The following is a 14,763-nucleotide window of genomic DNA, read 5'->3' as shown; positions in this document are numbered from 1 at the left end:
AATTATCAATTATCCAATTCCCATTTTCCGCAAATGCTCATCAACCCGACTCGCTAACCTCTCCACCTCATCCACTAATTGGGGCAAAGGTTCCGCATAACGCTCATCTAACTCCTTAATTCGACTCCCTAACTGCTGCGTTACCCGCTCAATTTCTGCCAAAATCATCCCCTCCAAAGTCGCCCCCCACTTATCCACAATTACCAACGTTTTAATCTCCTCCTCCCTTAACTTAGGATACTTGGTAAACACTAACCTATCCAGTGCCTCCTGAGCCGCTTTAATCGCCTTTTTTAACTCCGCTTCCCGGTCAAATAACCCTAAACATTCCTCGCAAATTGCCAACTGTTGCCTCTCCTCTTCTGACCCATCAAAAAGCGGCAACCCTTTCAACCCCTTAATCAACTTGGTTAAATTCCCCTTAGTCACCTTCCCCCCATCCGTTTGGGCATCCGTTAACGCCCCATCTTCCCCCGTGTTTTCCTCAATTAACCCCTCCAACTCCTGCGTTACCCCATCACAATCCGCTTGTAAATCATCAATCTGCGCCTGTTTCTCGGCAAAATACCGCGCCACCAACAAACTGGGGGGAATCAAATCCGCTTTATATTTTTTCTTCCCCATCACCAAGTCCGGCGTTTCCGTCAACTTCTGCCCCTTGGACACCACCAACTCCCTTAACACCTTCCCCCCTTCCCAGCCATCTTGTGCCAGCAAATAGACATCATCCTGCATGGTTTCCCCCCAATAATCCATCAAAAGCTGATAGATGTCATAGTTATCGAGCAAGTCCGCCGCCGCCAACCGCCCCAGCAAATCCTCCGATAACTCCCCAATCAACTCCTTGGGTTTGTCCCCTATGGCGATATTTTCCAACCTCGCCCGGTGATGGTCCCGCCATTGGTGATATAGCGCCAGAGTCCCACTCACAAACTCAACGGCTTCGGGATGGTTTTTAATGGAGTGTTGATAATTGGTAATTGATAACTGAAAATAACCGGGGCGGGTTTCGGTGAATAAGTCCGCTTTTAGGGTGGGGAATACCTGCCAATAATGACCGAGGGCATCGATGTCTCCCTGGGGAATGCCGCCGTTGATGTGGGCGTTGAGGTCGTGGAGGTCTTCGGGTTCGCTAGAATCGATATATCTGGGAATATTTAAGTTATAGTCATTGGCAGCGATTTCCTCCAGACTGACCAGGCGACTATAGCGGGGAATTTCTAGCTGATTATTGAAGACATCGACGATTTTATGGATGTCCTGACTGCGGAGGCGGTTTTTATTGCCATCTTTGATAAATCCCTTGCTGGCATCTATCATAAATAAGCCGTCACGAGTAGCGGCTTCCGCTTTATCCAAGACAATAATACAGGCGGGGATACCCGTGCCATAAAACAGGTTAGGGGGTAAGCCGATAATGCCTTTAATATAGCCCTGGGTAACTAGATTTTGCCGAATGGTTGCCTCGGCATTCCCCCGAAATAACACGCCGTGGGGGAGAATTACGGCCGCTTTTCCGGTGCTTTTTAGGGATTTGAGGATATGCAGCAAAAAAGCATAGTCGCCATTTTTCGCGGGGGGAACCCCATACCCAAAGCGGTTAAATTCATCTCTGGCGGTATCGACTCCATTACTCCAAGATTTGTAAGAAAATGGGGGGTTAGCTACGGCAAAATCAAACCGCTTGAGACTGCCATCTTTTTCCTTCCAATAAGGTGCGGCGAGGGTGTTATCTTTCCAAATTTCCGCCGTAGGATGGTTGTGCATAAACATATTCATCCGCGCCAGGGAATAGGTGGCGTTATCCATTTCCTGCCCATATATGCTTAATCCGTTGGGGGCTTCGTCTGCGACTTTTAGCAATAGAGAACCCGACCCACAAGTGGGGTCGTAAACGGTGGCATCTTGGCGGGTTTCTGGGGGAATTGCTAAGACTTTGGCGACGACGCGAGACACTTCGGCGGGGGTGTAAAATTGTCCTTTGCTTTTGCCGGACTCGGTGGCAAAATTCCGCATCAAATACTCATAGGCATCTCCCAGCAAATCATCGCCGTCGGCGCGGTTGGCGCTTAAATTAATGCCCTCGAAAATACCGACCAACCGGGAGAGGCGGTCTACCATTTCCTTGCCTTTGCCCAGTTTATCCTCGTCATTAAAATCGGCAATATCAATCACGCCTTTAAGGTCATTTTCGGCGGCGAGGTTGTCGATAACTTTGTTAATTTTATCGCCGATTTCTTTATCACCTTTCAGCTTCACCAAGTCGCTAAAGGCAGCCCCTTGGGGAACAATAATCAGGGGGTTGGGTTTCCCGGCATATTTATCAGAAACGTATTTAAGGAATAGCAGGGTGAGGACATAATCCTTATATTGGGAGGCATCCATTCCCCCCCGGAGTTCGTCACAACCTGCCCACAGGGAACTATATAGTTGGGTTTTTTTAACAGCCATTGACGTGCCTATAATCTACTTGTGGTGGGAGCCATAAACTGGGTTTATTCACCCTAAATGATAAACCCTAAGCCCAATAATAAACAACTCCAAAAGTGAACGGAAACGGCGATGAATTTGCAGTTACTAACCTGTTGGGGTTGATTATGATATTGTAGGACATGGCGGCATAATTGAATGGCTGGGAAGACTCCGACAAAACTTAATAGGGTCCAAGCTGGGAAAAATCCGCCAACAACTCCGATGAGAGTTAATCCGAAAATACTACCACAAAACCAGGGTAAAATTTGCGCGCCGCGTTGGGTCCCTAAGCGGACAATGGGCGATCGCTTTCCGGCGGCGATATCATCTTCTACTTGGTGAAAATGGGAACAAAATAATATTAAGGTGGTGGCTATTCCGACTATAACAGAGGCGGCTAAATTGACTATTGACCAGGTTTGGGTTTGACTATAATAAACGGCGGACATTCCTACGGGTCCGAAGGCAAAAAAGCAGAGAAATTCCCCCAAGCCTTGATAACCGAGACGGAAAGGGGGCCCCTGGTAAAGATACCCTAAAAAACAGGAGAGGATAATTAACCCGAAAATGGTTAAATCTTGCTGCCACCAACAGATTAACATAATTTGGGCGATCGCCACCACGAGGCAAATATTACCAATAGTTAAAATCAGGGCTTTATTGCCGGTTAAATTGACCAGAGAATGATGTTTATTTTTATCAATACCAGTCTCGGAATCAAAGACATCATTAAGTAGGTTCTCCCAAGCTAAGATGAAAATAGCGGCGGTTAGGAACGCCATAAACACGCCCCAATTTATCAAACCAGTTTCCGACTTGGCGAGGGCAGTTCCGACCCAAATAGGCATAATAGCGACGCTGTACATAGGTGGCTTAATGGCAGCTACCCACAGCTTAGAATTAGAATCAGCAATCAGTTTAGTAGTCATTATTTAAATATGTGGCTTAAACAACGGAGGAAATGAGGGAGGGTCGGATATTTTCAACAATTAGTTTAAAGTTATCCGAAGGCACAATGGTAATTCCCCGGCGCACGGGACGCACAGGACCTAAATCAGCTAGGGAAAATTGGCAACGGCTGAGGACAGTCGCTACGATGATTTTAATCTCAAATAGAGATAATGCCATGCCGATACAACTACGAGAACCGCCACCAAAGGGGAAGTATTCATAGGGGGAAAATCGACGTTCTAAAAATCTTTCGGGTCGAAATTTTTCGGGTTCTGGGTAGGTTTGCGATCGCCTATGGGCTAGGTGAATGCAGGGGACTAGGACGGTGCCAGGTTGAAAGCGATCGCCGCCAATAGTCACAGACTCACGCACCACACGAGGCTGAGAAATTAAGGCAATAGGGTGAAGACGCAAAGCCTCCCGACAAACTGCTGTTAAATAGGGAAGTTGCACCGCCTCCGCCGGGTCGCTATCACTTCCGAGGGTCTGCAATTCGGCGACCAGTTGATCTCTAATGTGGGGGAATTTATGAATCCAATAAAATACCCAAGCGGTGGCTGAGGCGGTGGTATCATAACCTAGGAGCAATAGGGTAATAATCTGATCGCGCAATTCCTGATCACTCATACCCTCGCCGTTTTCATCCCTCGCCGAAATTAGCAAAGATAGGACATCTTCCCCTGTGGCTTCCCGGCGGCGATCGCCTATGGCAGTATAAATCAGATCATCAATTTGTTGTCGCTGTCGGAGAAATTTGCCCCAGGGACTCGCCGCACCGAGATCCTTTTGCAAAGCCGGCCAAAAAAACTGTAGGGAGTTGAGGGGGGAATTTACCCACTCTAAATAGGTTTCTAGGGTCTGTTGCAGTTGGTTCATCAGATAACCGGGACCCAACCCCAAAACTACCTGTAAAATGGTTTGTAGGGACATTCGGGCGGTATACTTGCGGATAGAGATACAATCACCAACAGACCAGTTTTCGGTCACGGAGTCGGCAATATTGGCGATCGCCTCACCATAGCGGGGAAGTTGCTTCCCGTGTAGGGGTGGCATTAACAACTGTCTCAGGCGTTGATGTTCCGATCCATCTTTAGCAATTAAAGACTGTGGCCCGGTCAGGGGCTCAAATACATGGGTAATGCGTCCTAACTCCAATTGATCAGCCGGACACAGACCCTCAGACCCGGCAAAAATTGCCTCGATCGCCTGTGGATGACTAAAAAAAACCACCGGCGGCGAATTATTGCCTAAAACCCGCAAAGTAAAGCGATCGCCATATTTATCGGCGCAGTTTTCTAGGTATTTGGGAGGATCAATAACAAGCTGCAAAATTTGCAGGGGGGACATTAATCTAGGGCCATCAGGCAGTTTCATGCGTGTCTGGTTAAATTCAGCCAATTCAGTGGGTGGGTCAATTCATAATACCATCGCCTTATCACCCTCTGACCCTCTCCTAGGGCCGGATTTGTTAAGGTTTATTACCACAGACAACCCAGAGGCGATCGCTAATATTGCCTTTTCTAAAGCCTAATGGCATAATTCCCGAACTGATTTTTCCCAATTGTCGGCTAGGTCAAGCTTCCCAAGTCTTGAACCAATATCAGTCAGTGTTGTATATTGCTCTAATAACTGACCTTCTGGGCGCAAAGGCTGTTTTCTTGGTAACATCCCTATATTGATCTGTTATTCTATTCTATGCTGGCTGTACCTCCTCCCCAATTGCTTTGGCAAGACCGCCGGGAACTGCATCGCTTTCTGTGTGAGTGCCAGCAAAATTGTCTTGTCAATTCTGAGCCTCAAATTATTAGTATTGTTCGGGAAATTGATGCCGTTGACCCTCTCCGGTTTTTGGAAGCATTCTTAACAGAGGATAAGCCACATTTTTACTTTGAAAAAGCTCAGTCAAAACAGGCGATCGTCGGCTGGGATGCTGCAGTCAAATTAACTATTAACAACGGGGAAAGATTTGCCAAATCTCAGGAGTTTATCGATGGTTGGTTTCGCCGGACAATTATCGCCGGGTCTGAGTCGGATTTGACCGCCCCAGCTTTTTGTTGTAGTTTCACGTTTTTTCAAGACAATTATCAATCTAATTCGGAGCATTATTATCTCAGGAATTACCCGAATGTAGATAACTATCATTCCCAGCCAGTCTTTCCCGCCGCCACTCTATTTTTACCATCAATCCTACTCTATCAAAAAGGCGATCGCTATAGTTTACTAATCAATACTTTGGTCGACAAAAATTCAGATATTGACGCTGTAACTCTGTCTATATCGGCAAAAATCGACACAGTTAATAATCTGACAAATGGCAGCATTCCAGCAGAAATAACCAACACTTTACACCCCCGAACCATTTGGATAAATCCACAAGTAGGAGATTTTCATAAGTCAGTATCGGCGAATTTGCAGTTAATTGATACGGGAAAACTCAGTAAAGTTGTGCTATCCCAAGCCTTTGATATTTGCTCAGAGCGACCATTTCGGCTCATCAATTCCCTGGCAAATTTGCGATCGCTTTATCCCGACTGCTACATTTTTTCCACCGGAAACAGCCAAGGCCAAAACTTTATAGGTGCGAGTCCAGAGCGCCTAATTACAGTCAATCAAGGTAATTGTAGCACCGATGCGCTGGCAGGTTCTGCCCCCCGTGGTGAAACGGAAACGGAAGATGCAGAAATTGCTCACCGCCTCCTATCAAGTGATAAAAACCTACGGGAACATCAAGCCGTAGTCGATTTTATCATAGAACGTCTATTACATTTAGGCTTGACCCCTTCGCCTTCGCCAAAACCCAGGCTAATGCAATTATCCAATATTCAACACCTGTGGACTCCCATAACTTCCCCCATATCCCCCAATATTCACCTATTAGATATATTGGCGAAACTACACCCGACCCCCGCCGCCGCCGGGACTCCCTGCGAAATAGCGATCGCTCAAATTAGGCAATACGAAACCTTTGACCGGTCCTTATATGCCGCTCCTTTGGGTTGGGTAGACTATCACGGTAATGGGGAATTTATCGTAGGTATTCGTTCCGCTTTGATAGACTGCGATCGAGCTAGACTGTTCGCTGGAGCCGGAATAGTCGCCGGGTCTGAACCTGAGCAAGAATTAGCCGAAATTCAACTGAAACTACAAGCCCTGTTGAGAGCATTAGTATAACACAAAAATCGCTAAATTGACTGCTAATTATGGAAATTCGAGATCTCGGTGAACAGGGGTTATTAGCAATGGTTAAAAGGTTTTGTCCCCTAGAAGTAGTGGGGGATGATGGGGCCGTGGTGACTCCGGTTGCTGATCAGTCTGTGGTGGTGACAACTGATATGTTAGTCGAAGGCTGCCATTTTAGCGATCGCACTACCCCCCCCACCGCAGTGGGATGGAGATCCGTAGCCGCTAATTTGTCAGATCTGGCAGCCATGGGAGCCTCTCCCCTAGGAATTACCGTAGCTTTGGGGTTAAGGGGGGAAACATCATCTAACTGGGTACAACAGTTATATGAGGGGATGGCTCAATGTTTAGACCAATTCCAAACCCCAATTATTGGCGGCGATATTTGTCGCTCCCCTATCAATACCATCTCAATTACTGCTATTGGTACAGTTTCGCCCCAACGAATCATTAAGCGATCGACAGCCCAACCGGAATGGGCGATCGTCGTCAGCGGCGCTCATGGTCACTCCCGGGCGGGGTTAGAATTGCTGCTCAATGATGATTTAGGTGCATCCCTATCAGAAACCGAAAAGCGATCGCTTCAACAGGATCATCAGTATCCGCAACCGCGACTAGATATATTACCAACCCTACAAAAGCTATGGGATAGCGATCGCCACCTAATTATTGCTGGTATGGACAGCAGCGACGGTTTAGCTGATGCGATCGTGCAGATCAGCCAAGCCAGCGGAGTAGGAGCTAGAATAGAAGCCCAAAAACTGCCCCATTCTAACTCCCTGGAAAAACTAGCCCCAGCAGAGACCATCCTTGATTGGGTACTCTATGGCGGCGAGGATTTTGAGTTAGTTTTATGTCTACCATGCGATCGTGCCCAACAACTGATCAAACACATCCCAGGAAGTGCCATCATTGGTGTCACTACAACAGAGACTCAAACCATCCTACTTACAGGTACGCACCCTAACTCAGAAATTATCCTGACTCAAAAACAGGGATTTCAGCACTTTTAACCAGAACCAAAATCCCCCCTGAGCGCCCTTACCAGTGTTTAGCCACAATCTCAGCCAAGTCTACAACCCGTTGGCTGTATCCCCACTCGTTGTCATACCAGGCTACAACTTTAACCAAGTCGCCACCCATAACCATTGTCAAACTAGCATCAACAATAGAAGAAGCATTATTGCCGCGATAGTCACTAGAAACCAGAGGCAGATCGCTATAAGCCAGAACCCCTTTCATCCGTCCTTCTGCCGCTTCTTGGAGAGCTTTATTGACTTCTTCGGTGAAAGTGGTTTTCTCCACCTGAGCCACAAAGTCCACCACGGAAACGTTAGGGGTGGGAACCCGCATAGCAATCCCATTCAGCTTACCTTTCAGCTCAGGAATTACCAAAGCCACAGCCTGAGCCGCACCTGTAGAGGTAGGAACAATATTCAGAGCCGCAGCCCGCGCCCGTCGGACATCTCGGTGACTAGCATCTAACAAACGCTGGTCGCCAGTGTAACTGTGGGTAGTGGTCATCGTTCCTTTGATGATCCCGAAATTATCTTGCAACACCTTGACCACAGGGGCTAAACAGTTAGTAGTACAACTGGCATTACTGACAATAACATGGGCATTGGGATCATAGTTATGGTCATTGACACCAACTACATAGGTTCCAATATTACTACCTTTCCCAGGGGCAGTAATCAGAACCCTTTTCGCACCAGCAGATAAATGCTTTGATGCTCCCTCTTCGGTAACAAATACCCCTGTCGCTTCAATGATCAGATCGATACCCCATTCACTCCAAGGGAGGTTAAGAGGATTACGGTCAGAAACGCACTTAATCGTCTTACCATTGACAATCAGGGAGTTCTCATCAGCCTTGATATCGGCATCATGCAAAGTCCCCAACATTGAGTCATACTTCAGCAAATGAGCATTGATCTTGGGGTCGGAAGTGTCATTGATAGCCGTAACTTCCAGATTAGTATTTTCCCCTCTGGTCAGCCAACAACGCAGAAAGTTACGTCCGATCCTGCCAAAACCGTTGATTGCGACTTTCATCACCTTGTTTCTCCTAACGATAGTATTGCCCAACTAAGGCTTACGCCTTCTATAACGTGAGTTTATCTTGACCCCAATCATACCCTAAAGGCTGACCTCTTCTGAAGTTTAGGTATCGAAACTTTTGGTTTGATGTCCCTGGTCAGTTAACAGCAAATCGTCCATTCCCCTAGATCCCCGCTGGTACAGACAAAATTGCTGATCTGGGTGTGCTATTGTGCCTTCCCTCATAGTTAGGGGGGATTCTGGTTACGGGTGCGATCGGCTATGATTAGGGGCGCATACTTAGGATAATAAGCCTCAGTAATCACATCTAAGGAGGACATGATGACCCCAAATGCCCTGGGGTGAAGCTATGGCAGGTGTTGAGTCTTATATGGCATCCGCCCCGGTTGGTCTTGATCTAAACTTAATTTTATGTAGATAGCATCCGGTTATTTCCGATTTTGGGGAGTATGTAGTATACAAATACCATACAGCCTTCTGCCGCCATCGGAGCGATCGCCTTTTAATCTTGTAATTGCCATACTTTGCTATGGTTGAATTTCCAACAAGCGGCAATTATTGATATGATAATCGCCTGTTGCAGGTGTGGTGTGGTGTCTCGAGGAATAGTTAATGCCTAATACTGTCGATTTTAATGGCAGGCCATTTCATTTCATTGGCATTGGTGGCATAGGAATGTCAGCCCTTGCCCATATTTTAGCCGAGCGAAATTTGCCTGTTTTTGGGTCAGATCTCCAAAATAGCCATATCACAGAGCGATTGCAAGCCATGGGGGCTCATATTTTTGGGAGCCAAGATGCCAGCAACTTGGACATTTTTAAAACCCCCAAGCATAATTGGCAGTCAATGGCTTCTGTGGCATCGGGGAACATCTCGTCAGAGAAAGCACCATTACCCATAGAATCATCTATTTCCAGCGCTGAGTTAGGACAGCAACTTCCGCAAGTTATTTGTTCAACAGCTATCCATCCCGAAAATGCCGAATATAAAGTCGCCTTAGAGTTAGGCTGTCCGATTTTTCATAGATCAGACCTACTGGCGGCTTTGATGGCTGAGTACCAAAGTATTGCCGTGGCAGGGACTCATGGTAAAACTACAACCAGCAGCTTGATTGCTTTTCTATTGCTAAAAGCTGGTTTGGACCCGACAATTCTGGTGGGTGGAGAGGTGAGTGCTTGGGAAGGAAATGCCCGCGTAGGACATGGCCCTTATTTGGTGGCAGAAGCTGATGAGTCTGATGGTTCCCTGGTTAAACTAGGAGCCTATATCGGGATTGTGACTAATATTGAACTTGATCATCCTGACCACTACAAAAACCTTGATCAACTGATCTCGACCTTTAAGATTTTTGCCAATCAATGTGAGACTATTGTGGGGTGTGTTGACTGCCCAATAGTTCGAGATTACCTTAAACCCACCATTAGCTATAGCATTAACCCAGAGTTGGATGCCGACTATACTGTTGATGCTGTTCAATATCTTGCTGATGGTGTCATCGCTCAGGTTTATGAGCGAGGCGAGGCGATCGGTCTGCTAAAGTTACAATTGCTGGGATCCCATAATCTCAGTAATGCCTTGGCTGCTGTAGCTGTGGGTCGATTACTCAATTGGGAATTTTCTGTGATTGCTCAGGCGATCGCTGAATTTCCTGGGACTAAACGACGCTTTGAATATCGAGGGAATTATGGGGGTATTCAATTTGTTGATGATTATGCCCACCACCCTAGCGAAATTCGAGTCACACTAGCTGCTGCTAGGGGTCGGCTTCAAAATTCGAGTGGTCTTAGCTCTACTTTCTCGGAAACAGCCATCACCCCTATCCACCCCGGCTCGGAAATTAAACGAGTGGTCGCCATTTTCCAACCCCACCGTTACAGTCGCACTGAAACCCTCCTCGAGGATTTCGCTCAGTGCTTTGGTGATGCAGATTTAGTTATGCTCACTGAGATCTATAGCGCCGGAGAAGCCAATCCGGGCAGGATTAATGGTCAACAATTGGCTGCGCGTATTGCTGAAAATCATCCCCATGTTGATTACCAGCCTTCCCTAGATGCCGTGAAAACTCGCTTGTTTCAACTGCTGAAACCAGGGGATTTGGTCCTGTTTTTGGGTGCTGGTAACCTGAATCGAGTAATTCCAGAGGTCATGGCATTCTTTCAATCCGATGGCAATTCTGGCATCCATCCCACTGTTGGTGTGTAACTGGATATTAACTCATGTAATGTGCTGATTAAATTACAGGCATTTCTCATTAAATAAGTATTTGATTATGGTCATGACTGTTTCCTCTGGCTCTCTAGGTCAAGTGAACGGAAAACCGGAACGCTCCATCACCCTCCTGGGTAATGACTGTTTGATCCGGTCGAAAGTTTCCCTCGCCTCTTTAACCTCATTTCGGGTGGGAGGCCCAGCCGACTGGTATACTGCACCTCAAAGATTAGATCAGTTACTAGCCTGTTTGGAATGGGCTAATTCTGAAGAGCTACCTATTACTTTATTAGGCGGCGGTTCCAATCTTTTGGTGAGCGATCGAGGTTTGCGGGGTTTGGTGATTGGTACTCGTTATCTGCGACATACTCACTTTGACCAGGAAACTGGACAGCTTACGGTGGGTTCGGGTGCTTCTTTACCCCGCTTGGCTTGGAAAGCTGCTCGCATGGGTTGGCGTGGCTTAGAATGGGCGGTGGGAATTCCGGGAACTGTGGGAGGAGCAGTGGTTATGAATGCTGGCGCTCATAGTTCTTGTACCGCAGATATTTTAATTAATACCCATATCCTGGAACGTTCGGGAACTCTCCATGTCTTACCCCCTCAAAAGTTGGGCTATCGCTATCGTACTTCTAATTTACAAGGGGGCTCGCGCTTAGTTACTCAAGCCACATTCCAGTTACAGCCAGGTTATGACCCACAACAGGTTATGGCTGAGACTACAGAACATTTCCAACAGCGACGGCTATCCCAACCCTATCATTTACCTAGTTGTGGTAGTGTGTTTCGTAACCCTGGACCCCATAAGGCGGGTTGGCTAATTGAACAAACGGGATTAAAAGGTTATCAAATTGGCGGGGCTCAAGTAGCTGAACGCCATGCTAACTTTATCTTGAATTGCGGCTCGGCTACCGCTAGTGATATCTTTCAACTGATACACCATGTTCAAGAGCGAGTTCAGCATCAGTGGTACTGTTTGTTAGAGCCAGAGGTGAGAATCCTCGGAGAGTTCAAAGTCTGTTAGGCTGAGAATTTTGACTGCGTGAAGCCAGTTTGATTCGCCATGATTGTTCCTAGATCAAGACTTCTGGTACAATTTGGGGTTAAGCTAGGTCTTATGGAAAACTCAGAGCGTCCATGACGCAAGGGAAAATTAGTTATGACACAAGGAAAAGGATTCGGTCGTGATGGCTTCGGCCTGGGTAAAATGAAGGAACTAGCCCAGGCTTTTCAAAAAGCCCAGGCGGTTCAGGAAGGGGCGAAAAGACTTCAGGAAGATTTGGATGAACTGGAAGTCCTCGGAGAAGCGGGTGGTGGCCTGGTGAAGGTTTATCTGAGTGGGAACCAACAACCTCGCCGGGTAGAAGTATCTCCTGATTTGCTGGGAGAGGATCCTGATGTAGTCTCTGATCTAATCTTAACTGCCATGAAGGAAGCCTATAATAATTCCACCTCTATTATGCGGGAACGCATGGAAGAGTTGACTGGTGGGTTGAACCTACCCGGTCTATAAATTATCTATCCCCTTTAAGTGGTGGCTAAGTGAGGCTTTAGAGTCTCACTTATTTTGTGATTTGATGTCTTTGACTGGGTAAGGCTGCGGTTAAAACTTCCCAGCCGCTGTCGGTAACTAATACATCATCCTCAATGCGAATGCCACGGACATCGGCAAATTTTTCGAGTTGTTCCCAATTGACGATATCTCGATAGGTTTGGCGATTTTTGGGGTTATTTAAAATGGCGGGAACTTGATAAAAACCTGGTTCGATGGTGACTAGCATTCCGGGGGCTAGGGGTCTATTTAAACGCAGAAAACCTAGACCAAAGCGATCGCTTCTTTTGCGCCCAGGAGCATATCCGGCTAAGTCTCCTAGGTCTTCCATATCATGAACGTCTAACCCTAATAAATGACCGATACCATGGGGAAAAAATAGGGCGTGGGCATCCTTTTCGACTAATTCTGTTACCTGTCCTCGTAAAATCCCTAAGTCTACTAATCCCTCGGTGATAACGGCCGTGGCTAATAAATGAATATCCCTATATTCTACGCCGGGTTTGACCTGCTCAATACAAGCATCATGGGCGGCTAATACTACATCATATATATCGGCTTGGGTAGGGGAAAAAGTGCCGGAAACTGGCCAGGTGCGGGTGACATCTCCAGCCCATCCCCCAGGGGTTTCTGCGCCGACATCTGCTAATAATAAATCACCGGATTTCAGGGGATTATGGTATAATTCGTTATGCAATACCTGACCCTCTGTGGTCACTATACTATTATAAGAACAGGTCATATTATGGGCGATGATGACGGCTTCCATGGCTGCCCTAATATCACTTTCTTGGCTGGCTGTGGGGGTGGCTAAAATTCCGGCTTGGTGGGCTTTGACGGTGACGGCGGCGGCTTTTTTGAGTTCGGATAAGGCAGCAGGATCATGGCATAAACGCAGGTTAATAATGGCTTTGATGAGGGCTAAATCTTGACCGGTGGCGGCGACTGGAGCGATTACAGGGCGCTTTAAAATGCGTTCCATTTCGCCAATGGTGGCTAGGTCTTGGACTCTGACGGTGGCAGCATTCTGGGTTTTTAGGGTTAACTCAGATTTAGGAAAAGCGGAGTTGGCACCGATAATTTCAGCGAGGCGATCGCGTGAGGGACTGTCCCCATGCCATAGGGCGCTACCTGGGTCTGGGTCATCCATAAATAGGGTCAGTTTTCCCCCTTCTAAATGGATGACGGTATCGACCAAGGATAGACCGGCAAAATATAAGAAATGGCTACTGGCGCGGAAGGGATAAATATTAGCGGGAAAATTACGCGATCGCACACCACCAGACCATAACAGGACGGGAAAATCTACCAGTTGTGCTAGTTTTTGGCGACGCTGATATAAGGTATTAGCCAGACCTTCAGAAGGGTTAGGAAGTCGCATAATTAGGGGTTAATTTATTTAGATAGTTAAGTCACAACTCATTAAAATATAACTGAGGCGATCGCTTATTTGTGGGTGGGGAGGAATTACCAGATTTTGGACTTCTCGGAACCCATTTTTTTGATATAAACGAATCGCGGTCAAGTTATCGGATTGAGTAACTAAACTCAAAGTAGAATATCCTGACTCCCAGGCTTTTTGCTTAGTTCGCCAGAGTAATGATGTGCCGATACCTTGCTGTTGATATGGTGACTTAACCGCCAAAATATTCAGAAACCAACTCCCCTCAACTTTGGCGTTATTAAAAGCCTGAATAATAGCCAAAGATTCAGGTTGAAATAGCCCTTGCATCTCTTCGGTGATGATATCCAGATTAGCCGGATAGCTGTTAGCCATGCCAATAATGCGACCATGACTATAGGCAACCTCAATGTTTTGAGAAGATAAAACAGAAGTTTCTGACTGAATCATTCTGGCTAGTATTTGTTCAACGGTTAATTGTTGATGAAGAGGCTGGAGTAAAAAATCCATCATCTCCCCGGCAGCCAGTCTGATGAGTGGTGCAATTTCTAGGACATCCCTAGGATGAGCAGCGCGGTAACTAACATTGAATACATCCATTAAGATTAAGGGATTTATGGTTAATTAATCAATAGCAATAACCCTATCTGATACAAGCACAAATTAGCCAAAATGTCAAGCATATCAGCCCATATTTTTGGGGTAATTTATTCTTGCCATCGGCTTAAAATATGTTTTAAACCCTTACCGATTTCTTCCCAATTTTCGGCTAAGTCGGTACTACGATCGCTCCTCAAAAAATCAGCTTCTTTCAAGCAGCGATCGGCGAGGGAATCCAAAACAGTTTGAATGCCATAATCACCAATAAGTTGATTTAAGGCGTGGGTCAGTTGTTGATTTTTGGGTTCGGTCATAATTGACAAGGCCCCTGGCAGTT

13 protein-coding genes are annotated in these 14,763 nt (G+C 46.6%); 6 read left to right on the top strand and 7 right to left on the bottom strand.

Annotated elements, in window-relative coordinates; all coding sequences use genetic code 11:
• Nucleotides 1-9: 9 nt before the first annotated feature.
• The 3 genes from N39L_RS05435 to N39L_RS05425 are packed head-to-tail and all read right to left on the bottom strand — an operon-like array spanning nucleotide 10 to nucleotide 4,797.
• Nucleotides 10-2,451 carry a type I restriction-modification system subunit M gene (locus N39L_RS05435; RefSeq protein ID WP_014274529.1) on the bottom strand — a complete coding sequence of 814 codons (2,442 nt, stop codon included), beginning with the start codon at nucleotides 2,449-2,451 and terminating at the stop codon, nucleotides 10-12.
• A 53-nt stretch (nucleotides 2,452-2,504) separates the two neighbouring features.
• A complete protein-coding gene (gene menA, locus N39L_RS05430; protein WP_014274528.1) occupies nucleotides 2,505-3,401 on the bottom strand; it encodes a 2-carboxy-1,4-naphthoquinone phytyltransferase in 897 nt (298 codons plus the stop codon).
• A gap of 16 nt (nucleotides 3,402-3,417) precedes the next feature.
• Nucleotides 3,418-4,797, bottom strand: coding sequence for a cytochrome P450 (locus tag N39L_RS05425; protein ID WP_006619925.1), 1,380 nt, complete (start codon nucleotides 4,795-4,797; stop codon nucleotides 3,418-3,420).
• On the opposite strand from N39L_RS05425, the gene N39L_RS05420 reads away from it, so the two are divergent.
• From N39L_RS05420 to thiL, 3 genes are all read left to right on the top strand, one after another.
• A complete protein-coding gene (locus N39L_RS05420) occupies nucleotides 4,796-4,954 on the top strand; it encodes a hypothetical protein (RefSeq protein ID WP_014274527.1) in 159 nt (52 codons plus the stop codon). The two genes, N39L_RS05425 and N39L_RS05420, sit on opposite strands and share 2 nt — an antisense overlap.
• Before the next feature lie 164 nt (nucleotides 4,955-5,118).
• Nucleotides 5,119-6,594, top strand: a complete 1,476-nt coding sequence (locus N39L_RS05415; protein WP_006619926.1) for an isochorismate synthase — start codon at nucleotides 5,119-5,121, stop codon at nucleotides 6,592-6,594.
• Between the two features lie 29 nt (nucleotides 6,595-6,623).
• Nucleotides 6,624-7,616: a thiamine-phosphate kinase gene (thiL, locus tag N39L_RS05410; RefSeq protein ID WP_014274526.1), complete on the top strand. Its 993-nt coding sequence runs from the start codon at nucleotides 6,624-6,626 to the stop codon at nucleotides 7,614-7,616.
• Between the two features lie 28 nt (nucleotides 7,617-7,644).
• Here the strand turns inward: thiL and N39L_RS05405 are convergent, their stop codons facing one another.
• Nucleotides 7,645-8,658 (bottom strand): type I glyceraldehyde-3-phosphate dehydrogenase, encoded by a 1,014-nt coding sequence (locus tag N39L_RS05405; RefSeq protein WP_014274525.1) that lies wholly within the window; start codon nucleotides 8,656-8,658, stop codon nucleotides 7,645-7,647.
• A 618-nt stretch (nucleotides 8,659-9,276) separates the two neighbouring features.
• Here N39L_RS05405 and murC point away from each other — a divergent pair.
• The 3 genes from murC to N39L_RS05390 all read left to right on the top strand — a co-directional run bounded on the left by murC (nucleotide 9,277) and on the right by N39L_RS05390 (nucleotide 12,385).
• Nucleotides 9,277-10,866, top strand: a complete 1,590-nt coding sequence (gene murC / locus N39L_RS05400) for a UDP-N-acetylmuramate--L-alanine ligase (RefSeq protein ID WP_006619929.1) — start codon at nucleotides 9,277-9,279, stop codon at nucleotides 10,864-10,866.
• A gap of 67 nt (nucleotides 10,867-10,933) precedes the next feature.
• Nucleotides 10,934-11,896 (top strand): UDP-N-acetylmuramate dehydrogenase, encoded by a 963-nt coding sequence (gene murB / locus N39L_RS05395; RefSeq protein ID WP_014274524.1) that lies wholly within the window; start codon nucleotides 10,934-10,936, stop codon nucleotides 11,894-11,896.
• 135 nt (nucleotides 11,897-12,031) lie between these two features.
• Nucleotides 12,032-12,385 carry a YbaB/EbfC family nucleoid-associated protein gene (locus N39L_RS05390; protein WP_006619931.1) on the top strand — a complete coding sequence of 118 codons (354 nt, stop codon included), beginning with the start codon at nucleotides 12,032-12,034 and terminating at the stop codon, nucleotides 12,383-12,385.
• A 49-nt stretch (nucleotides 12,386-12,434) separates the two neighbouring features.
• Here N39L_RS05390 and N39L_RS05385 read toward each other — a convergent pair whose 3' ends face one another.
• The 3 genes from N39L_RS05385 to N39L_RS05375 form a co-directional block, all read right to left on the bottom strand.
• Nucleotides 12,435-13,805: an aminopeptidase P family protein gene (locus N39L_RS05385; protein WP_006619932.1), complete on the bottom strand. Its 1,371-nt coding sequence runs from the start codon at nucleotides 13,803-13,805 to the stop codon at nucleotides 12,435-12,437.
• Nucleotides 13,806-13,823: 18 nt separating this feature from the next.
• Nucleotides 13,824-14,426: a GNAT family N-acetyltransferase gene (locus N39L_RS05380; protein WP_006619933.1), complete on the bottom strand. Its 603-nt coding sequence runs from the start codon at nucleotides 14,424-14,426 to the stop codon at nucleotides 13,824-13,826.
• Nucleotides 14,427-14,533: 107 nt separating this feature from the next.
• Nucleotides 14,534-14,740, bottom strand: coding sequence for a hypothetical protein (locus N39L_RS05375; RefSeq protein WP_006619934.1), 207 nt, complete (start codon nucleotides 14,738-14,740; stop codon nucleotides 14,534-14,536).
• Between the last annotated feature and the right edge of the window lie 23 nt (nucleotides 14,741-14,763).

This window comes from Limnospira platensis NIES-39 (assembly GCF_026000695.1).
Taxonomy (GTDB): Bacteria; Cyanobacteriota; Cyanobacteriia; order Cyanobacteriales; family Microcoleaceae; genus Limnospira; species Limnospira platensis.
This window is presented reverse-complemented; position numbering and strand designations above follow the sequence as displayed.